Origin of the sequence: Streptomyces sp. NPDC093546 (assembly GCF_044765045.1) — a bacterium.
Taxonomy (GTDB): Bacteria; Actinomycetota; Actinomycetes; order Streptomycetales; family Streptomycetaceae; genus Streptomyces.
The window spans coordinates 96,562-115,098 of the sequence record NZ_JBIWJG010000014.1 but is presented as its reverse complement, the minus strand read 5'-3'; the positions used below and the strand labels follow the sequence as shown (position 1 = coordinate 115,098).

The 18,537-nt window shown below is 71.0% G+C and carries 20 protein-coding genes; 8 read left to right on the top strand and 12 right to left on the bottom strand.

What is annotated here, in order from left to right; genetic code table 11:
- Positions 1-63: 63 nt before the first annotated feature.
- The 9 genes from ACIRNI_RS26525 to ACIRNI_RS26485 all read right to left on the bottom strand — a co-directional run bounded on the left by ACIRNI_RS26525 (position 64) and on the right by ACIRNI_RS26485 (position 7,267).
- A complete protein-coding gene (locus ACIRNI_RS26525; protein WP_403555003.1) occupies positions 64-1,737 on the bottom strand; it encodes a GH3 auxin-responsive promoter family protein in 1,674 nt (557 codons plus the stop codon).
- Positions 1,734-2,372 (bottom strand): hypothetical protein, encoded by a 639-nt coding sequence (locus ACIRNI_RS26520; protein WP_403555001.1) that lies wholly within the window; start codon positions 2,370-2,372, stop codon positions 1,734-1,736. Before ACIRNI_RS26520 ends, ACIRNI_RS26525 begins: the two co-directional genes overlap by 4 nt.
- Positions 2,369-3,112 carry an HAD family hydrolase gene (locus tag ACIRNI_RS26515; RefSeq protein WP_403554999.1) on the bottom strand — a complete coding sequence of 248 codons (744 nt, stop codon included), beginning with the start codon at positions 3,110-3,112 and terminating at the stop codon, positions 2,369-2,371. Before ACIRNI_RS26515 ends, ACIRNI_RS26520 begins: the two co-directional genes overlap by 4 nt.
- Complete coding sequence (locus ACIRNI_RS26510) at positions 3,109-3,936, bottom strand: AfsA-related hotdog domain-containing protein (protein ID WP_403554997.1); 828 nt, start codon at positions 3,934-3,936, stop codon at positions 3,109-3,111. Before ACIRNI_RS26510 ends, ACIRNI_RS26515 begins: the two co-directional genes overlap by 4 nt.
- 53 nt (positions 3,937-3,989) lie before the next feature.
- Positions 3,990-4,208, bottom strand: coding sequence for a 4-oxalocrotonate tautomerase family protein (locus ACIRNI_RS26505; protein WP_403554995.1), 219 nt, complete (start codon positions 4,206-4,208; stop codon positions 3,990-3,992).
- A 48-nt stretch (positions 4,209-4,256) separates the two neighbouring features.
- Positions 4,257-5,159 carry a hypothetical protein gene (locus tag ACIRNI_RS26500; RefSeq protein ID WP_403554993.1) on the bottom strand — a complete coding sequence of 301 codons (903 nt, stop codon included), beginning with the start codon at positions 5,157-5,159 and terminating at the stop codon, positions 4,257-4,259.
- Complete coding sequence (locus ACIRNI_RS26495) at positions 5,152-5,772, bottom strand: hypothetical protein (RefSeq protein ID WP_403554991.1); 621 nt, start codon at positions 5,770-5,772, stop codon at positions 5,152-5,154. The genes ACIRNI_RS26500 and ACIRNI_RS26495 overlap by 8 nt, the downstream gene beginning before the upstream one ends.
- A 107-nt stretch (positions 5,773-5,879) precedes the next feature.
- On the bottom strand, positions 5,880-6,122 hold the full coding sequence (locus tag ACIRNI_RS26490; protein WP_403554989.1) for a phosphopantetheine-binding protein: 243 nt from the start codon (positions 6,120-6,122) through the stop codon (positions 5,880-5,882).
- 215 nt (positions 6,123-6,337) lie between these two features.
- Positions 6,338-7,267 (bottom strand): helix-turn-helix transcriptional regulator, encoded by a 930-nt coding sequence (locus ACIRNI_RS26485; RefSeq protein ID WP_403554987.1) that lies wholly within the window; start codon positions 7,265-7,267, stop codon positions 6,338-6,340.
- Between the two features lie 124 nt (positions 7,268-7,391).
- On the opposite strand from ACIRNI_RS26485, the gene ACIRNI_RS26480 reads away from it, so the two are divergent.
- The 4 genes from ACIRNI_RS26480 (at position 7,392) to ACIRNI_RS26465 (ending at position 11,306) form a co-directional block, all read left to right on the top strand.
- Positions 7,392-8,264, top strand: a complete 873-nt coding sequence (locus ACIRNI_RS26480; RefSeq protein ID WP_403554985.1) for a thioesterase II family protein — start codon at positions 7,392-7,394, stop codon at positions 8,262-8,264.
- Positions 8,265-8,311: 47 nt separating this feature from the next.
- Positions 8,312-9,139: a helix-turn-helix transcriptional regulator gene (locus tag ACIRNI_RS26475; RefSeq protein WP_403554983.1), complete on the top strand. Its 828-nt coding sequence runs from the start codon at positions 8,312-8,314 to the stop codon at positions 9,137-9,139.
- Between the two features lie 369 nt (positions 9,140-9,508).
- Complete coding sequence (locus tag ACIRNI_RS26470) at positions 9,509-10,552, top strand: beta-ketoacyl-ACP synthase III (protein ID WP_403554981.1); 1,044 nt, start codon at positions 9,509-9,511, stop codon at positions 10,550-10,552.
- 100 nt (positions 10,553-10,652) lie between these two features.
- The gene (locus ACIRNI_RS26465; RefSeq protein ID WP_403554979.1) at positions 10,653-11,306 is read left to right on the top strand and encodes an NADPH-dependent F420 reductase; all 654 of its coding nucleotides are present in this window, start codon (positions 10,653-10,655) and stop codon (positions 11,304-11,306) included.
- 110 nt (positions 11,307-11,416) lie between these two features.
- Here ACIRNI_RS26465 and ACIRNI_RS26460 read toward each other — a convergent pair whose 3' ends face one another.
- Positions 11,417-12,574 (bottom strand): acyltransferase family protein, encoded by a 1,158-nt coding sequence (locus tag ACIRNI_RS26460; protein WP_403554977.1) that lies wholly within the window; start codon positions 12,572-12,574, stop codon positions 11,417-11,419.
- 611 nt (positions 12,575-13,185) lie between these two features.
- Here ACIRNI_RS26460 and ACIRNI_RS26455 point away from each other — a divergent pair.
- The 4 genes from ACIRNI_RS26455 to ACIRNI_RS26440 all read left to right on the top strand — a co-directional run bounded on the left by ACIRNI_RS26455 (position 13,186) and on the right by ACIRNI_RS26440 (position 16,346).
- Complete coding sequence (locus ACIRNI_RS26455) at positions 13,186-14,433, top strand: MFS transporter (RefSeq protein ID WP_403554975.1); 1,248 nt, start codon at positions 13,186-13,188, stop codon at positions 14,431-14,433.
- Between the two features lie 46 nt (positions 14,434-14,479).
- On the top strand, positions 14,480-15,091 hold the full coding sequence (locus tag ACIRNI_RS26450) for an NADH oxidase (RefSeq protein ID WP_403554973.1): 612 nt from the start codon (positions 14,480-14,482) through the stop codon (positions 15,089-15,091).
- A 156-nt stretch (positions 15,092-15,247) separates the two neighbouring features.
- Positions 15,248-15,751, top strand: a complete 504-nt coding sequence (locus ACIRNI_RS26445) for a flavin reductase family protein (RefSeq protein ID WP_403554971.1) — start codon at positions 15,248-15,250, stop codon at positions 15,749-15,751.
- Positions 15,752-15,920: 169 nt separating this feature from the next.
- Positions 15,921-16,346, top strand: coding sequence for a nuclear transport factor 2 family protein (locus tag ACIRNI_RS26440; protein WP_403554969.1), 426 nt, complete (start codon positions 15,921-15,923; stop codon positions 16,344-16,346).
- A 137-nt stretch (positions 16,347-16,483) separates the two neighbouring features.
- On the opposite strand, the gene ACIRNI_RS26435 is transcribed toward ACIRNI_RS26440, so the two are convergent.
- Together ACIRNI_RS26435 and ACIRNI_RS26430 are read right to left on the bottom strand one after the other, a co-directional pair.
- A complete protein-coding gene (locus ACIRNI_RS26435) occupies positions 16,484-17,251 on the bottom strand; it encodes a BTAD domain-containing putative transcriptional regulator (RefSeq protein ID WP_403555132.1) in 768 nt (255 codons plus the stop codon).
- Between the two features lie 196 nt (positions 17,252-17,447).
- Positions 17,448-18,434: an aldo/keto reductase gene (locus ACIRNI_RS26430; protein ID WP_403554967.1), complete on the bottom strand. Its 987-nt coding sequence runs from the start codon at positions 18,432-18,434 to the stop codon at positions 17,448-17,450.
- Between the last annotated feature and the right edge of the window lie 103 nt (positions 18,435-18,537).

Sequence of the window (18,537 nt, the reverse complement as noted above, 5' to 3'; positions counted from 1 at the left end):
GGCTCCTCGGAGTGGGGGTGCGGAATGCCGGGCGGATGCCGGGCGGACGGCGCCAGGTACCGGTTATGCGCGGGTCAGGCGGTCCCAATGGCCGTCGTCCTGCCGGAAGAGGCGGTCCTTGACCTGGGTCGGGCGGACACCGGTGGCGACCGTCCCGTGCCAGTCGCGGACGAACGCCTCGGCGTCGAGCAGCCGCACCGCGGGCGCCCTCAGCCGGCCGGCCGCCCGCGCCTTCGCGTACCCGTCGGACTCCGCCGCCAGGGACACGTCCAGAGCGGCGGTGAAGCGGTCGGCCTCGGTCGCGTGCCAGGGGGTGTGGGGAGCGAGCGCGAACACGTAGTGCGGGGTGCCGTCCGCCGCCGGTTCGACCCGGCACGCCACGTTGCGCAGCGCCAGGCCGCCGGAGCCGAGAGCCGTGTGCAGGGCCCTGACCACCTGGGCGTCGCGCAGCCGCTCGCCCACGGCGTCGGACCGGCCGCCCCGGCCCGCGTACTCGACCCGTGGTACGCCGCCGACCCTGTCGACGACCCGGACCACGTCACCGACCGCGTACCGGTACAGCCCGCCGACGTGGCTGAAGATCACGTGGTAGTCGTGACCGGCCTCGAGCTCGTGCGGCAGCAGGGTGGCGGAGTCGGGGGCGAGGTCCTGGTCGGCGGGCACGAACTCGTACACCGAGGCCGAGGCGACGAGGCTGCCCGCGGAGGCGTGCCGGTCCAGCGCCACGCCGACCGGCCCCTCCGAGGCGGCCACCGGCGCGGGCAGCACGGTGACCGCGGTCCCGAACTCCTCGCGCAGCGCGGGCAGGTACAGGGACGCCACGCCGGTCGTCCAGCAGAACAGCGCCCGCAGGCGGGGCCACACGTGCGCGGGGCGCACGGTCCCGAAGTACTCCGCCAGCCGTTCGAGTTCGGCGGCGCGGCCGGGGTCCGGCACACCGTGGGGCAGGCCGCCGAGCGTGCCGTCCCGCACCTCCTTCACGATCCGCGGCCACCACAGGTTCAGCTGGTACGGGACGGCGGCGACCATCGCCGGATTGATGCCGATCAGGCAGCGCACATCGCTCTGCACCGCCAGCCTGAGCCGCAGGTACGCCCGCTCCGGGTGGTCACCGGGCTCGGTGGGCACGGACAGCGCCGCCCACGGGGCACCCGTGCCCGGTTCGGCGGCGAGGGGTTCGCCGAACCGGGCACCGAAGTCCACCTGGCTGGCGCCCACATGGGGCCGGCCGTCGGCGGTGGTGGGCGGGGCGCTCAGCGGGTCGTGCTTGAGGTTGAGGACGGCGTCGGGCCGTTCCAGCACCTCGGGGAAGTGCTGGATCAGGGGCGCCCACGCCGCGAAGTAGAACGGCATGAACGTCGTCTTCATGAAGCGCGGGGTGACGGGGACCTTCTTGCGCGCTCCGGTGCTGCCGCTGCTCGTGAAGTAGACCTCCGGGGCGTCCGCCGACAGCAGGTTCCGCTCTCCGGCGGCCGTCCGTTCGATCAGGGGGGCGTGATCGGCGTAGTCGCGCACTGCGACGGCCGCACGGAAGTCGTCCATCGTACGGACGGCGCCGAAGCGGTGCCGCCTGCCGAACTCGGTGGAGGCGTTGAAGGCGAGCAGATCCTCCAGGGCGCGCTGCTGCGCACCGCGCAGATCGGCGTGCTCACCGGCCAGCCGCTCGCGTGCGGCGAACACACGCTCGCGGTAGCGGCCGGTGTGGCCCGGGGTGTGCCAGACGGAAGGGGCGTTCACGCGGACGGCACCTCCAGCACGGCGCGCACGGCTTCGGCCGCGCGGTCGGCGTCGGGCTGCTCCCGCAGCATCGTCACCGGCACGTCCCGCACCTCCTCCAGCAGCAGCTTCCGCAGGTTCGTCTGATAGCGCTCGAAGTCGGCCCAGTCGCCGTCCTCCCCGTCGAACTCCAGGGCGTTGAGCCGCGTCCCGTCGCCTCTGCGGTGCCAGGCAGCCCGGGGCGAGACGTCGAGGAAGACCACCCCGCTCGGCTGCGGGAAGGAACGCCACCAGGAGTACATCCGGCTGTCGCGGACGCCCGCCAGGCGGCACTTCGCGAGGATCTTGTAGTAGTACGAGTCCATGAGCACCGGCACCCGCGGGTCCCGGTCGCGCACCTGGTCCCTGAGATGGACCACGGCCGTCTGCAGCACGCTCGCGAGGAAGTCCACGGAGTACGCGGTGCCGAGACCGGGCAGCAGCTGGTCGTGCAGGTCCCGCCGCAGCCGCGGGATCAGGGCGTGCTCGGGCGCGACGAACGCGCTGTCGGTCGACACCAGCCGCCACCCGGGCAGCGTCTTCGCGAGGCGCCGCATGACCGACGACTTGCCGGCGCCGTCGGGCCCCAGCAGTACGTGGAACCGGGGCTCGCTCATCGGATACGCGTCATTTCGGAGCGCTGCGCCAGGCGGTCGAGCAGCTCGGCGTCGTCCCCGACGACCACCGGATGCCCCACGAGCTCCAGCATCGGCAGGTCGGACACATGGTCCCCGTACGCGTAGCAGTCACGCGGGTCGACGTCGGGGCGGGCGGCCAGGTGGTCCAGCACCGCGGCGCGCTTGCCCTCGCCGATCACGGGGGTGTCGACCTCGCCGGTGTACCTGCCGCCCGCGACCAGCGGACGCGTACACAGGATCGCGTCGGCACCCACCTCACGCGCCAGGGGTTCCAGGAGGGGCGGGAACGAGCCGGACACCAGGACGAGGGACGCGCCGGCGGCCCGGTGGTCACGGAGGGCGCGGCGCGTGGACTCGATGTAGAAGCCCCGCGTGGACACCGCGCGTTCGGTGAACCAGTCGTCCGCGAGACGCGTGATCGTCGCGACGGACTCGTCCGCGTACTGGCGGTAGTAGAAGCGGTTGATGTCGGCGCGCGGCACTCCCTCGGCGGCCCGCCGGCGGACCACCTCCATGATCCGCTCGTACTCCTGCTCGCCGTCCAGACCGTGCCGGCGCACCAGCTGGTAGTGGAGGAAGTCGAACATGCTCTTGACCGTGATCAGCGTCTCGTCGACATCGCTGAAGACGATGGAGGGCGGGGAGGGTAAGGAGGACGAGGAGGACGAGGAAGGTGAGGAGGACGAGGAGGACGAGGAGGGTATAAGGGGCGGGGTCATGACGCGCCGACCTCCGTCCGCGCCGGGTTCTCCGCGGCGGCCGCCGCCGTCGCGAGTGCCACGCCGTCCTGAAGGGAGCGCTGCGCCGCTCGCGTCTCCTTGGCGTGGGAGACCTGCGTGTCGAAGGCGGTGAACCGGACCTCCAGGCAGGCGGTTTCCGACCCGCCCTGGCTGACGGAGAGTTCGCAGTGGAACGTCGTACGGGTGTGGTGCGGCGTGCGGTGGGCGAGGACGTGGCACCGCACCACCGCGGGCAGCGGGAAGAGGAAGCTGCGGTACCGGGTGGCGAAGGAGTCGATGACGAAGTACCTGCTGCCGACCGCTTCGGCCGGCAGGTAGAACTGCTCGGCCACCGCGATGAACATCTGCCGCCCGGCCTCCGTGGCCAGCATCCCCTGCATGTGCTGCCCGGTGAGGTGGTCGGACATCACTTCGTTCGCGGCGTCCACCAGCAGGTCCGCCTCGTACCAGTCGGCGCCGACCGGACGCGGCTCGGAGATCAGCACGTTCTCCGGACGGTGCTTGTGCGCGATCTCCCGTCCGGCGCGGGTGTGCAGCGCCCGGTCGTCGATGACGACCCGGTCCGCGAGCCCGCGCCGGGCGAGCGTGTCGCGTACGAACTGCACGTCGAAGAGGGAGACGCCCTGGCCCAGGGTCACGCGGACCTCGCCGGGACCTTCCGGGAACGTCCCGCTCCGGATCAGCCGTGCCAACTGGGAGACGGTGAACACGCCTTCGTGGTGGGCGAACTCCGCGAACACGTCGCCGACGAGGAACAGCGCCCCCGGCGTGGCATCGGTGTCCCGGGGTGTTTCATGGGGCATGACTCTCGACCTTTCGCGTACTCCTGCGTGGATGGCTCGACGCGCTCAGCGCGTCACTCGGTCGTCCGCCGGCTCAGCTCCGGGAACTTCGGATCGCTGCCCAGGGCTCCGCCCTCGGCCCAGCGGTTGCGGGGAACCTCCTGGATGTAGACGGTGATCTTGTCCAGGGGTGCTCCCGTGACGCGCCTTACGGTCCGGGTCAGCTCCTCCATGAGCTCCTGGCACTGTGCGTCGTCCTGGCCGTCCCACGTGGTGACGGAGATGATGGGCATGGGACCTCTTCCGGTCTCTCTCGTACTAAGGGCTGGTTCAGGACTCGTTCAGGACCGGGGGGATCCGACGGTCCGGAGGTCCTGGAAGGACGGGCCGCGCAGCTTGAGATGGGCGTGGATGTCGCCTCCCAGCCCGAACTCGCCGATGGCGCCGCCGTAGCTGCGCTGGTAACTCATCCACAGCACGACCACGTTGATGACCCGGTTGGCCCCCGGGAGGTCCGGGTCCGGGAACGGGTCCGGCAGCGTGGCGGAGTAGCGTCCCGAGCCGTCCGCGTCCGTGACGAACACGTTCGGCACGCCGAGCGGGCCCGGGCGGGTCGGCCCCGCGGGATCCAGGTCACGGGCCCGCAGCGACATCACCGTGTAGACGCTGTCCGGCACGAGCGAGGAGAACCGGAAGTCGAAGGTCCCGGAGCGGCCGTCCGGCGTGACGGCCACCTCCAGGGTCCCGCTCGCCCGCATCCACCGGCCGAACGTCACCGGCTCGACGACCTTCGGCCCGTCCTCCGCACGCAGGTCCGGGATGGGCACCTGGTGGAAGGCGTGGCTCGGCCGCTCGACCCGGCCGGCGTCGGGCCGCTGTTCCGGCGCGAACACCATGGGGTAGTTGTTGCACGGCAGGGGCAGCGGCAGCGTGTGGAGGACGACGTCCCGGTCCCGCCCGTCGGGGTCGGTGTCCATTTCGCGCAGCACCGTGTAGGGGGCGAGGCTGCCGAACGCGGGGACGGGACTGTCCGGCGAGACCACGGCCGCGCCCCATTCCGGCACGGTTCCTCCGCCCGGGGCGGACCGGTTGATCATGCCCACCACCACGAAGTTGCCGTCGCCGTCCATGACCTCGCTCGGCGGGTACAGCGGGCCCTGGGTCGTGAGGGCGAGTTCGTGGGTCTCCCTGCGGTTCGGGGTGGCGAGCCCGTACGGGCCGGCCACCGTACGGACCTCAGGCATCGACGCGCTGGTAGACGCGCGTGTACAGGCCGCTCTCGCCGCCCACGATGTAGCGGTCGCCCGCCTCCTGGACGATCCGCTGGTACTCCGGCGACGTGAAGACCGCCTGGTACTCCGCCGGCTCGCACGCGAAGCCGGACACGAACATCACGCCGGGCTCGGTGCTGAACAGCGAGTGGTACGCCAGGAAGGCCTCCACCTGCTCCGCGCGCCGGACGACGTCGAAGATGGTGTTCTCCCGCCACTCGCGGTACGCCGCGAACTCCCGGGGCTTCACCTCGATGTGACGCAGCTGCACATACGGGGTCGCCGGCAGCGGGTCGGCGGTGTCCTTCGGCGCCTCGACGAACTCCAGGAGCTGGCGCCGGAAGTCGGAGACCAGGTCGTCCGACACCCCTTCCCACAGCTTCTGCCAGACCGCGCCGAGGGCGCCCAGCTCCGACAGGTTCTCGATGGGCGTGATCTCCAGGATGTTGCCGTCGTCCACGCTGCGGTACAGCGCGCGGCCGGTCACCGGCTCCTTCTGGTTCAGCTCGCTCCACGCGGCCAGGACCTGGTCCGCCTTGCCGGGGGCTACGGCGACTTCGTTGAGGACGAGCAGGGGCGAAGACATGGTGTTCCTCTCGATGAAACGGTGGGGTGGAAAGAAGGGGTGAAGCGGGGGTGGGGGGTGGGGGGAATTCGCCGTGCGGACGCCGTGCGGACGACGTGCGGAATGCGTCAGGCTACGGCGACGCCCTTGGACGAGATGACCGCCGCCGCTTCCGCGACGGTCTGCTCCGGGACGAGCTCGCCCATCTCGATCTCGATACCGAAGGACATCTGCAGTCGCAGTGCCAGTTCTTCCAGCAGGAGCGAGTCGATCTCCATGGCCTCGAACGTGGTGTCCGGCGTGACATTCGCCGTGGACACCTCCAGCTCGCCCAGTATCGTGATGATCCGGCTGGCGATTGAATTGTCCATCACATTCCTCCGTGAATCAATGGGGCCGCCGACTCGCGAGGGGATTTCCGCACCCCGGGAGACGGTGGACTGCCGTTGCGGGAAAGAATGGAACGGTTAATTCGGAGGATTGAACTCCTCCGCGTCCCACGGATTCATCATGGGATCCGGGAACGGGCGGAGGAAGTGTCTCCTGATCGTGGTGGTGAGAACACCAGCGGTGCCGGTGGCATACCTCAGCCGGAGCCGGCGCCGGAGCCGGCGCCGGAGCCGGAGCCGGAGCCGGAGCCGGAGCCGGAGCCGGAGCCGGCACCGGCCCCGGCCCCGACCAGTTCGCCCGGCGACCGCTCGGCGGAATCCGTCCGGGGCTGGGCGATGTACAGGGTCAGCAGCGACTCCGGGTGGTCCGGCACGCGCATCACCACACGGTCGAAGACCCGCACGCCGGCCTGCGGAAGCGCGATCCTGCGCAGCCCCTGGTGCGGGCCGACGACCTCATGGGAGTCCCACAGGGCGGCGAACCGCGAGCTGGCCTCGCAGAGCCGCTCAGCCATCCGGCCGAATTCCCGGTCCTCCGGGAAACAGGCCGACTGGGCCCGGAACTGGGCGACCAGTCCACGACCCACCTCGTCCGCGTCCGGGTACTTCTCGCGCGTGGCCGTTTCGGTGAAGAACTTCACCACGCAGTTGTGGTCACGCTCGTCGATGTGGAACAGGGAGCGAGCGGTACGGCTGGCCAGTTCGATACGCCCGTACCTGTCGGTGATGTACGCCGGATTGCGCGACCACCCTTCGACGAGCGCGTGCATCCGCGCGTACGCGCTGTCCCACCCGTAGCCCTCCGTGCGCTGGGGTGGATTGTGGCCGGCCAGCCGGTGGAAGTACTGGCGCTCGCAGTCGTCGAGCCGAAGGGCGTTGCTGACCGCGTTCACGATTCCTTCGGAGACGTTGATGTCCCGGCCCTGTTCGAGCCACGTGTACCAGGACACGCCGACCCCGGCCAGGGTCGCCACCTCCTCGCGCCGCAATCCGGGGGTACGCCTGCGCTCCACGTTCACCAGGCCGACTTCTTCCGGCGTGATCTGCTCCCGGCGGGCGCGCAGGAAATGCCGCAGCCTCGCTCGCCGTAAAAGGCCGGATACCGGGGGAGATGCGGTTGTCTGCATGGATCGACTTCTTTCCTTCCGAAGAAGATTTCGGTGCGAGGGGGAGAGGCTCACCGGTGGTAGTGCCACCACCCGGTTCGACAGACACTCCCTCGCATCGGAACTCGGCGTCACACTGGCGGGCATGTTCCACACAGCGGCGAACATTCCGGCGGACACGGCGACGGGTACGGCGACGGCAGCGACGACGGGCCCGGCGACGGCAGCGGCGACAGGAGCGGACACAGGAGCTGCGACAGGCGTCCCGGCGAGGACCCGGGTCGCCCGGCTGCGCCTGTTCTGCTTCCACCACGCGGGCGGCAGCCCGTGGTCCTTCTCCGGCTGGGGGCAACGCCTCGGTCGCGGGGTGGAGGTGGTCCCGGTGTCCATGCCCCCGAGAGCGGTGCGCGCGGCCGGCGTCCCCGGTGCCGTCAGCACGATGGACGCCCTCGTACGAGAGGTGACACGGCAGCTGACTCCTTTCCTCGACGAGCCCTACGCCTTCTACGGCCACAGCATGGGTTCGCTGGTCGCCTACGGTGTGGCTCAGCGGCACATCGCCGCGGGGCGACGCCCGCCCGCCTGTTTCGTGGCCGCGGCGCACCGTGCGCCGCACCTCAGGGCTGCACCCGACCTCACCGTAGGACTGTCGGATAGTGCGTCCCTCGAGCTGCTGTTGGGTCTCGGTGGAGCCGGCCGCCTGCTGCGGGAGAACCCCGCGCGCATGCAAGCCGTCGCGGACCGGCTCCGGGAGGACCTCCAGGTGTGCGGCACCTACCGGCACCCGGCCGCGGGGCACCGGCCGCTGCCCTGCCCTGTCCACGTCCTGGTGGGAAGCCGTGATCCGCTGGTCCCGGCCGAGGACGCCGCGGCGTGGCGCGTGCACACGAGCGCCCGCTTCTCGTTCCGCACGCTCCCCGGAGGGCACTTCTTCAACCGGGAGCACAAGGAACTGTTCTTCACCGAGTTGGAGCCCCTGCTCGGCGAAGCCGCGTACGGAGTCACGGGCGTGGTGTGATCCTCACCGCTGACAGTGCGTGTGGGCGTGACCTACCTTCGGTCGGTATGGACGCCATGCCCACGGGGCCCGAGAGTAAGAAGAAGCGGCGCACCCAGTTAGCGCACTTCCTGCGGAGCCGTCGTGCGGGGCTCTCCCCCGAGGACGTGGGGCTGGCGACGACCGGCAGGCGCGCCCGGGTCGGGCTCCGCCGGGAGGAGGTCGCGGTCCTGGCCGGGGTGAGCGCGTCCTGGTACGCCTGGCTGGAGCAGGGCCGCCCCATCAGGGTCTCGGACGGGATCCTGGACGCGATCAGCTCCGCCCTGCGGCTCAGCGAACTCGAACGGGTACACCTGTACCGGCTCGCGGACGCGAACCCCCCGGTGCCGCTCACGCCGCCCGGCCCCTCGGATCCCGACGTGTTCCAACGGATGGTCGAGACACAGCAGTTGGGCCCCTCCTGCGTGATCGACCGGTACTGGGACGTCCTCGCGGCCAACCAGCCGGCCGTCGATCGGCTGGACCTGACCCGCGACGGCAACGACAACTTCCTGACCAGCCTGTTCACCGGATCCCACGGCAGGCACTACCTGAACCGGCCGCAGGTGGCCCGCCGGATGACCGCCCGGTTCCGCTTCCAGGCCTCGTACGCCGCCGACGACCCGCGCTACGAGCAGATCGCGGACCGCCTGACGCGGAGCGACCCCGAGTTCGACGAGCTGTGGGACCGTCACGAAGTCGAGGACTTCGTACCGACGACCGTCGAACTCGACGGCGCCCAGGACGGGCCCCGTTCCTTCGTGCTGTTCACCATGGACCTGGACGACGCCGCCAGCAACCGCCTCCTGGTGTACGTGCCGCCGGGCGCCGCGGCCCCTCCGTCGGCCCGGCAGTAGAACCGCTCCCGTTTCTCCTCCCTGATACGAACCCGAGCCAAGCCAAGCCGAGCAGTCGCAGCCGCCGTACGCAAGGGCGGCAGAGTGGTGGTTCCACCACCACCGACGGCACCCACAGCGTCAGCGCGCTCTGGATGGGACACGTCCGCCGCCGGAGAATCGTCGTACGTCTTCAAGACGGCTTCGAGACGGCGCGGACCTCCGCGCCCTCCGTACCGGGTCGCGTCCGGTGGCCGCGTACCGCGGCGCCCGCCGGCGACGCCGTTCCGCGTCCGTCGCCTTTCCCTTCGAGCGGAGTGCGGCCCGTTCCACCATGCCCGGTAGCGGCGTCCCGCACCGGCGATCAGGGAGGCCCCCTTGACTTACGCGTTGTCCCACGGACATCTCCCCCTCGGGCAGGGTGCCGGGCGAGCAGCCGTCCTCACCGGGCTCGGCTCGTTCGTCCCGCCCCGCGTCGTGACCAACGAGGAGCTCTCGCGGACCCTCGACACCACGGACGAGTGGATCCGCACCAGGACGGGCATCACCCGCCGCCACTGGGCCGACCCCGGGACCGCGACCGGCGACCTCGCCGTGGCCGCGGGCGAACGGGCGCTGAAGTCGGCCGGATCCGCCGACGTCGACCTGGTGGTCCTCGCCACGACCACCCCGGACCACCCGTGCCCGGCGACGGCACCCGACGTCGCCTCCCGGCTGGGGCTGGGGAACGTGGCGGCCTACGACATCGCCGCCGTGTGCAGCGGGTTCGTCTACGCGCTCGCGTCCGCCGCGGGCGCCATCGCCACGGGCACCGCCGAACGCGTGCTGGTCATCGGCGCGGAGACGTACTCGACCATCCTCGATCCGGACGACCGCACCACCTCGGTCATCTTCGGCGACGGCGCCGGAGCCGTGGTGTTGCGGGCCGGCGACCCCACCGAGCAGGGTGCGCTGCTGGGGTACGACCTCGGCAGCGACGGCTCGTTGAAGGACCTCATCATCGTCCCGGGCGGCGGTTCGCGGCAGCGGACCACCCAGGCCGACGAGCCCGGAGCACGCCCCGCGGACACGTACTTCACCATGCAGGGCAAGCAGGTGTTCCGGCACGCCGTCACCCGCATGGCAGCCTCCTCCCGCGCGATGCTCGACCGTTCCGGGTGGGCACCGGAGACGGTGGACTGGTTCGTCGGCCACCAGGCGAACGTACGGATTCTGCACGCCGTGGCCGACCAGCTCGGGATGGCCAGGGACCGGACCGTCGTCAACCTCGACCGCGTGGGCAACACCTCTGCCGCCTCCATCCCGCTGGCCCTCGCCGACGCCGTCTCCGGCGGCCTGATCACCCCGGGCGACCGTGTGCTGATGAGCGCCTTCGGCGGTGGTGTGACCTGGGGCTCGACCGCTCTGGTCTGGCCCGACATCGCCGTGCAGTGAGTCTGCGCCCCTCCCTCTCGTCGGCCGTCGGCCGTCGGTCAGAGATGACCGGCGGCCGACGGCCATGTCCACAACCAGCCAAAGATATTGAGGAGTTCACATGACCGCGAACGCGACGCCCCTGACCATCGGCATCCTCGGGGCGGGCAACATCGGCCGCCCCCTCGGCCGTCACTGGGTGGCGGCCGGGCACAGCGTGACGTTCGGCTCCCGGGACCCGGGCCGGCTCGCCTCCTTCGTCGAGCCGCTGGGGGACCGGGCCCGGGCGGCTACGTACGCCGAGGCGGTCGAGGCGAGCGACGTCGTACTGCTGTCCGTCCCGCACCCGGCCCTGGACGAGCTGCTGGACCGGCTGAAGGACCGGCTGACCGGAAAGACCGTGATCGACGCCACCAGCCCGATCGGCGTCTCGGAGGAGGGCCTCTTCGTCTCGCAGCTCCGCCCGGGCCTCACGCAGGGCAGCTGGACCGCCGAGCGGCTGCCGGACAGTTCGGTCGCCCGTGCGTTCACCCACTTCCCCGACGAGCTGCTGTGGTCGCGCGGTACGGGGCAGCGGCACTTCTGGGGCATGGGCATCGCGTCCGGCGACTCCGACGCCCGCCGGATGACGGAGGCTCTCGTGCACGACGCCGGGTTCGTCCCGGTCCACCTCGGCGGCCTCGAGGAGTCGGCCGCCGTGGACCCCGGCGGCGCGCTCTTCGGGTACGTGTCCACCGCGGCGGGCCTGCGCGCCGCGGCCGGGCTCGCCGGCTGAGCCGCCCCGTACCGGAACCACACGAAAGGGGGCCGCCTGCCCCACCGGCTCCGGCCGGGTGGGGCAGGCGGCCCCCTTCATGCTTCACCTGTACCGCTTCACGCGTACGGTCAATCGACCGCGCCCGGAGCGGCGAGAGGCAGCGGCGCGGCTGCCGCGGGGCGCTCGGCCACCGGCTTCTTCTTCGGGTTCGACCAGCGCCGGGTGATCGGCCGCTCGATCAGGGCGTACAGCGCCCATGACGCCAGGATCCCCACGCCCATGCACAGCACCATCAGGCCGACGGCGCCCGGGACCGAGTACGACGCCCCGCCGAGCAGCTTCCACACACCGACCATCACGGTGTAGTGCACCAGGTAGAAGGCGAACGAGATGTCGCCGAGCCAGACCATCACGCGGTTCCGGAAGAGCGTGAACCTGCCCTCGTTGTCCGCGATGGCGCCGGCGGCGATGAGCAGGGCGGCGGGGACGACACAGACCGCACGCGTCGAGTAGATGGGCGGCGTGAAGTAGCCCACCGCATAGCTGGCGACGAGCAGGACACCGGACCACACCATGCCGATGTTGCGCCAGCGCCCCGCCATCACCGAGCGGGCCACCAGGATGCCGAGGGCGAAGTCCAGCACCCGGGGCAGCGGCAGGATGTAGGAGAAGAAGTACTGGTTGACCGAGGTGTCGGGTTCCGTGTCCATCATCGCCGTGCCGGCCGGGACCAGCAGCTCCGAGAGCAGCGGCGTCGCGATGATCCCGGCGGCCACGGCCGCGACCCAGAGGTTCAGCCGGTGCGCCGGAATCTTCTTGATCCAGTGGAGCAGCACCGGGAAGAGGAGGTAGAAGACCGCCTCGACGCCCAGGGACCAACCAGCCGGGTTCACACCGAAGTTGATGGCGAAGTCCGGGTACCAGACCTGGACCATGAAGAGGTTGAGCAGCCCGATCGTCATGTCGGTGAAGGGGGCGGCGAACACCACCATGGCGAGCGCCCACACCAGGACGTAGTTGGGGACGATCTTGAGGAACCGGCGCCGCCAGAAGCGCGGTGCGGTGTCGGTGTCCCGGGCCGACCACGTCAGCACGAAGCCGCTGAGCACGAAGAAGAAGGTGACGCCTAGGGCGCCGGCGTGGGCGACGGCGTCGTAGTAGGTGGTCACGGCCGAGCTGTTGCTCAGCCACGGGACGCCCAGGAAGGCCAGGAGCGACGCGTGGTACAGGAAGACCACGAAGGCGGCGGGGAAGCGCAGTCCGGTCAGCGTGTCGAGACGGTTCACCCGGTTACGCCCGGGCGCTCGCACGGCTCCCGCCGCTCCTTGAGCTTTCGCCGCTCCCTGTGCCCCCGCCGCTCCCTGCGCCCCCGGCGCTTCCGTCCCCGCCGTGCCGGCGGGCCGCGGCACCACGTCCACCGCTTCGTGCTCCGTCACACGCATGCTGTCCGTCGACACGTTTCTGCTCCTTCGGGAGAGGGGTGATCTACGAGGTGAGTACGCCGGAAGCCGGAGGCGAGGGGCCAATTTCGCTGCGGGCCCGGAGAATCGTCTGCCGTGCATGGCGAGTGACCGCCCGGCAGGAATGCGTTGACTGAAAGCTACCCGGCACAGAGCGCTCTTGCCTGGGCCAACTCATCCTGTTGGTGCGGCCACCACCATGGGCGCAACCAGCAAGCCCCGCTTGGAAACTGGTGCTCCCACCACCAGGTGCAGAAGGCACTTCCTCGGCCGGCCACAGGCCCGCGACAATGCGTCGGCGGACCTATTCACGCCACGCTGATCCAGCTGATCCAGCTGATCCATGCGTTATCCGGCTCCGAGCCGCACGCTTTCCGCGCGGGCGGCCCCGTGAAAAACACCCCCCGCACCGCCGGACAATCAACCCGGGAGCATCGATGTCCCACAGCGCGACCCTTTCCGAAGCCGGCTCCGAGGCCACCTCCGAGGCCGTACCGGACGGCTCCTCCCTCTCGGCCCCACCGACCTCGTCCTTACGCGGCTGGCTGGCCGTGGTCGGACTGGCCCTCGGGGTCTTCTCCTTCGTCACCACGGAGACCCTGCCCATCGGCCTGCTCCCGTCCATCGCCGACGGTACGTCGGTGTCCTTGGGCACCGCCGGCTTCCTGGTCACCGGTTTCGCGGCGCTGGCGGCGGTGACCGCAGCGCCCCTGACCGCGCTGACCGGGCGCCTGGACCGCAAATGGCTGCTCGTCGCCCTGATGGCGTTCTACATCGTCGGCAACCTCATGGCGGCCGTCGTCTCCAGTTACGCCCTGCTCCTCACCGCGCGTCTCATCGTGGCCCTGGCGCACGGGGTGTTCTGGTCCATCGCCGTCGCGGTCGCCGTACGGCTGGTGCCCGAACGGCACGCCGTCCGCGCGACCTCCGTCGTCCTCGGCGGGATCTCCCTCGCCTCCGTCGCGGGCACCCCGCTGGGCACCGCCGTCGGCCAGTCCGCCGGCTGGCAGGTGGCGTTCGTGTGCGTCGGGCTCCTCGGCTTCCTGGTCCTGGCGGCGAGCCTGCTGTTCATGCCCGCGCTGCCCGCCCGGGGCAGCGGCAGCCTGACCGCGCTCCTGCACGTGCTCCGGCACCGCGCGCTGCGCGTCGCGGTCGGCGTCACCGCCCTGGTCATGAGCGGCCACTTCCTCGCCTTCACCTACGTGGCCCCGTACCTGCAGGAGGTGACCGGTGTCCGGCCGTCCCTCATCGGCGTGCTGCTGCTGGTCTTCGGCGCGGCCGGACTGGCCGGGAACTTCGCGGCGGGCGCCGTGGTCGGCCGGGCCCTGCGCACGAGCCTGATCGGCAGCACCGGGCTTCTGGCCGCCGTCATGGTGGTGATGTACGCGGGCGGGACCAGCGGTCCGCTGGTCATCGCGATGCTGGTGTGCTGGGGCGTGCTCTACGCGGCGCTCCCGGTCGCGCTGCAGACCTGGGTCATGCGCCTCGTCCCCGAGGAGAGCGAGGCCGCCTCGTCGCTGTACGTGGCCGCCTTCAACGGCGCGATCGGCGTGGGCTCGTTCATCGGTGGCCTGGTCATCGACGCCTCCGGGCCCCGCCCGGCGATGCTCGTGGCCGGTGCCTTCGTGCTCGTCGCCTCGGTCATGACGGCCGTCCTCGGCACCAGCCGGGCAGACACCCCCTAGCGCGCCGTACGCGACAGAACCCGCCGCCCGGCAGGAGAGGTGCACCATGCGGCGTACGACCCAGGAGGCCCGGACCTTCCATCTCTGGTCGCTCTCCGAGGAGGTGACCATCGAGCAGGGTGCCGACGGCGGCGCCCTGCTCCTCACCAGCCGCTGGGGGCAGGACCGGCTCGACCGGCCGAGTCCCGCGGTGCGCGAGGTGCTGCGGAGGATGGAGCTCGGCCCGGTCCTGCTGGACAACGCCCTGGAGGGGTACGAGGACCAGTGCCTCCTCGCGCTGTCGACGCTCGGCGAGCTGTCGCACCTCGTGGTGCGCACCCTCGGCATGGACGACCTGAAGGGGCCGCTGCTCTCGGTGGTCCCCGTGTCGTCGGCGGTGGCGCCGTTCGTTCTGATGCGCCCGCCCGGCGAGCGCCGCGTACGGCTGCCCCGTCACGTGTCCTTCAGCGTCCCGGAGCCGGGCGCCGGCTGCGTACTGCAGTCCGCCTGCTCGTCCTACCAGGTGGTCCTGCACCGGCCGGAGGCCGCGTGGGTCGCGACGGCACTCGCCTGGCCGACCACCCTCACCGCGGTCGCGGCGGCGCTCCCCCTGCCCCCGCGGGTGACCGGGGACGTCATCGGCTACCTGGGCGCCGCCGGCCTGGTCGCTGTGGCGTGAACCGGCCAGAACCCGGCGCGAACCCGGCGTGACCCGGCTCGAGGACGAGTGGTTCCGGCCGGCCTCGAGGAGCCCTCCAGGCAGTTTCCGGCCACTACCTCGATAGTGCCGAAAAGCAGCGGGAGAGGCCCGCGACTGGTCGACGGAGTGGACGCCATGCTGGACACGGATAGCTTCCGCAAGGTTTTCGGTACGTTCCCCACCCCCGTCGCCATCGTCACCACCCTCAACGACGACGGCGATCCGAGCGGTTTCACCTGCAACGCCTTCTCCGCGGTGTCCGCGGCCCCACCTCTGCTCCTCGTGTGCGTGGGCAAGGGGTCCAGGACCCTGCCCGCCATGCTCTCCTCCGGGGTGTTCGGGGTGAACTTCCTGGCCCACCGCGGCCAGGACACGGCTCGCGTCTTCGCCGGAAAGGCGGCGCGCAAGTTCGACGACGTGGTCTGGCGCGCCGGGCTGGCGGGGGTGCCCGTGCTCCCGGAGGCCGCGGTCGCCTACGCCGGCTGCACGCTCGTTCAGACCGTGGAGGCGGGCGATCACGTCCTGCTGATCGGACGGATCGAGGAGAGCGAGATATTCCCCGGCACGGCGGCCCTCTACCAGCAGGGTGAGTTCGGCATGTGGGAGCCGGGCTCCCGGCCCGTCCTCCAGCACCACTGAGCCGGTCCGCAGGGCGGCAGGAGACGGTACGACGGCGGCACCGCACCGGGAACCCCGGTGCGGTGCCGGACGTCGGGCCTCCCGGGCCCCACTCGCACTCGAGGAAGGGTCGAGTCCGTTGGTCCACCCTGACCGTGTCATTCAGCCCATCCGGCACGGAGGCCCGACCATGAGCGCGGTTGTCAGCAGCGAACTCTACGTCCAGGTACAGCACTTCTACGCCCGTCAGATGCAGGCGCTCGACAACGGGCGGCTCGAAGAGCACGCGCACACGTTCGCCGAGGACGGCAGCTTCGCGCTCACCCCGGGCGCGGAGCCCGCGGTCGGCCCCCAGGCCATCCTCGAGCAGCTGCGCGCGTTCATGAAGCAGTTCGACGGCAACCCCACGCAGCTGCGGCACCACTTCAACCAGGTCCTGCTGACCCCGCAGGACGACGGCAGCGTCGCCTCCACCGTCTACGGCCTGCTCGTACGGACGCGGCCGGCCGAGCAGCCGGAGATCGGCGCCAGCATCGTCCTCCATGACGTCATCGACGTGACGGACGGCCGGATCCGGCTGCGGTCCCGCTCCGTCGGCTACGACCAGCTGGCCTGATCGACCGGGCGACGGACGAAGCTCCTGGCGCACTCGGGACTCGACAGCGAGCCCGTGCACCAGGAGCTTCGTCTTTCCGTGCCTTTCCGTGTCCTTCCGTACGCCCGCCGTGTCGCGCCGTCGTGCCGTGGCGGCGACTACGCGGAGAGCGCATGCAGGGCGGAGGGGGAGGAAGGGGCGTTCAGGCCGGTGTCGTTGGCCAGGATGGCCTGGTGCAGCCGCTGCAGCCGCGGCGACGGTTCGACCCCCAGCTCGCTGATGAGCGCGTGGCGCAGGGCCTGGAAGGCGTCGAGCGCGCGCCAGGGCTGCCCGGCCCGGTACAGGGCGGTCATCAGCTGGGCGGACAGGGTCTCGTGAATGGGCTGCCGGCTCACGAGCATGCGCAGCTCGCCGATGATCTCCGCGTGCCGGCCGAGCCGGAGGTCGGCGTCGAGACGCATCTCCAGCGCCCAGGCACGCTCCTCCTGCATGCCGATGACCTCCGTGCCGAGGATCTCCCCGGCGGGTACGTCGGTGAGGGCCGGACCGCGCCAGAGGCCCAGGGCGCGGCCCAGGTGATCGGACGCCTTTCCGGGGTCGTTCTCGGCCAGGGAGCGGTTGCCCTGACGGACCAGCTGCTGGAATTCCTGAAGGTCGAGGGAGAACTTCTCCGGAGCGAGCCGGTAACCGCCGTAACAGGTTTCCAGCACGTCCTTGGCGCTGCGGCCGGCTTGCTCCACACCGGCTTCGGTCAGTTTCCGCCGCAACTGCAGGATGTAGGTCTGGAGCGTGGTGGCGGCGCTCCGTGGAATCGCATTGCCCCACAACTCGGCCATGAGCGTTTCCACTTGTACGACACGGCCCGCCCGAATGGCGAGCAGCGCGAGGATCTGTCGGGGTTTTCCAGCGGTCGGCACAATCGACATGTTGTGCATGCGTGCTTCGAGCGGTCCGAGAACTCCGAATTCCATGAGTCAAGCTTCTCAGCCGCCTCGCGGGGCCAACCAGTGATGTCGGCACGAGCGGGCGTGAATATTTCACATGCCGCTTCCCGCGCCGTACGAACACCGGAGCCGCGCGGTACCCCGTGTCCTCTGGGTACCGCGCGGTCGGAGCGGTGGCTCAGCCGTTGACGAAGGTGAGACCGGTCGCGTCGTAGCGGGTGCCCGCGATCTGCTCGGGCGGGGCGGCGGCCTCGATGGCGGCGAGGTCCTCGGGGGACAGCTCGACGGCCAGGGCCGCGAGGTTCTCCTCCAGGTACCGCTGCCGCCGGGTGCCGGGGATCGGCACCACGTCGTCGCCCCGGTGCTGCACCCAGGCCAGGGCGAGCTGCCCCGCGGTGATGCCCTTCGCCGCCGCCAGTTCACGCAGCTTCGCGACGATCGCCAGGTTGCGTTCGCGGTTGCCGTCGGCGAAGCGCGGGTGGCCCCGCCGTACGTCGGTCTCCGCCAGTCCCTCGACCGAGCTGTACTGGCCGGTCAGGAAACCCCGCCCGAGCGGGGCGTACGGGACGAGCCCGATGCCCAGTTCGCGGCAGACCGGGGCGATCTCCGTCTCCAGGTCGCGGCTCCACAGCGACCACTCGCTCTGCAGCGCGGTGATGGGGTGCACCGCGTGCGCGCGCCGGATGGTCCCCGCGCCGGCCTCGGACAGCCCGAGGTGGCGCACCTTGCCGGCCCGTACCAGCTCGGCCATGGCGCCGACAGTCTCCTCGATCGGCACCTGCGGGTCGACCCGGTGCTGGTAGTAGAGGTCGATGTGGTCGACCCCGAGCCGGCGCAGCGACGCCTCGCACGCCTGGCGGACGTAGGCGGCGTCGCCGCGGACCCGGGTCGGCTCACCCAGGCGGTTGGCGAAGCCGAACTTCGTGGCCAGCACCACCTCGTCGCGGCGCCCCGCGACGGCCCGTCCGATCAGCTCCTCGTTGTGCCCGGCTCCGTAGAAGTCGGCGGTGTCCAGGAGGGTCACCCCGAGGTCGAGAGCCCGGTGCAGCGTGGCGATCGACTGCGTGTCGTCCGTGGCGCCGTAGCCGTGGCTCATGCCCATGCATCCCAGGCCCTGCGCGGAGACCGTCAGTTCGCCTAGGTGCCGGGTGGGGATGTCGGTCATGCTGCTGCCTCCTGGAACTGGTGACTGGCTGCCCGCGACGCTAGGGGCTGGAGTGCGCTCCAAGTCAAACGGAACTGCACGCTTGCACGGGCTGGTGTGGGGG

Excerpts from the sequence above, each read along its gene's own strand:
- ACIRNI_RS26435 (WP_403555132.1), bottom strand. The coding sequence starts at position 17,251 with ATGTCGATTGTGCCGACCGCTGGAAAACCCCGACAGATCCTCGCGCTG.
- ACIRNI_RS26465 (WP_403554979.1), top strand. The coding sequence starts at position 10,653 with ATGACCGCGAACGCGACGCCCCTGACCATCGGCATCCTCGGGGCGGGC.
- ACIRNI_RS26485 (WP_403554987.1), bottom strand. The coding sequence starts at position 7,267 with ATGCAGACAACCGCATCTCCCCCGGTATCCGGCCTTTTACGGCGAGCG.
- ACIRNI_RS26500 (WP_403554993.1), bottom strand. The coding sequence starts at position 5,159 with ATGCCTGAGGTCCGTACGGTGGCCGGCCCGTACGGGCTCGCCACCCCG.
- ACIRNI_RS26480 (WP_403554985.1), top strand. The coding sequence starts at position 7,392 with ATGTTCCACACAGCGGCGAACATTCCGGCGGACACGGCGACGGGTACG.
- ACIRNI_RS26475 (WP_403554983.1), top strand. The coding sequence starts at position 8,312 with ATGGACGCCATGCCCACGGGGCCCGAGAGTAAGAAGAAGCGGCGCACC.
- ACIRNI_RS26455 (WP_403554975.1), top strand. The coding sequence starts at position 13,186 with ATGTCCCACAGCGCGACCCTTTCCGAAGCCGGCTCCGAGGCCACCTCC.
- ACIRNI_RS26440 (WP_403554969.1), top strand. The coding sequence starts at position 15,921 with ATGAGCGCGGTTGTCAGCAGCGAACTCTACGTCCAGGTACAGCACTTC.
- ACIRNI_RS26520 (WP_403555001.1), bottom strand. The coding sequence starts at position 2,372 with ATGAGCGAGCCCCGGTTCCACGTACTGCTGGGGCCCGACGGCGCCGGC.
- ACIRNI_RS26510 (WP_403554997.1), bottom strand. The coding sequence starts at position 3,936 with ATGCCCCATGAAACACCCCGGGACACCGATGCCACGCCGGGGGCGCTG.
- ACIRNI_RS26505 (WP_403554995.1), bottom strand. The coding sequence starts at position 4,208 with ATGCCCATCATCTCCGTCACCACGTGGGACGGCCAGGACGACGCACAG.
- ACIRNI_RS26450 (WP_403554973.1), top strand. The coding sequence starts at position 14,480 with ATGCGGCGTACGACCCAGGAGGCCCGGACCTTCCATCTCTGGTCGCTC.
- ACIRNI_RS26515 (WP_403554999.1), bottom strand. The coding sequence starts at position 3,112 with ATGACCCCGCCCCTTATACCCTCCTCGTCCTCCTCGTCCTCCTCACCT.
- ACIRNI_RS26430 (WP_403554967.1), bottom strand. The coding sequence starts at position 18,434 with ATGACCGACATCCCCACCCGGCACCTAGGCGAACTGACGGTCTCCGCG.
- ACIRNI_RS26445 (WP_403554971.1), top strand. The coding sequence starts at position 15,248 with ATGCTGGACACGGATAGCTTCCGCAAGGTTTTCGGTACGTTCCCCACC.
- ACIRNI_RS26490 (WP_403554989.1), bottom strand. The coding sequence starts at position 6,122 with ATGGACAATTCAATCGCCAGCCGGATCATCACGATACTGGGCGAGCTG.
- ACIRNI_RS26495 (WP_403554991.1), bottom strand. The coding sequence starts at position 5,772 with ATGTCTTCGCCCCTGCTCGTCCTCAACGAAGTCGCCGTAGCCCCCGGC.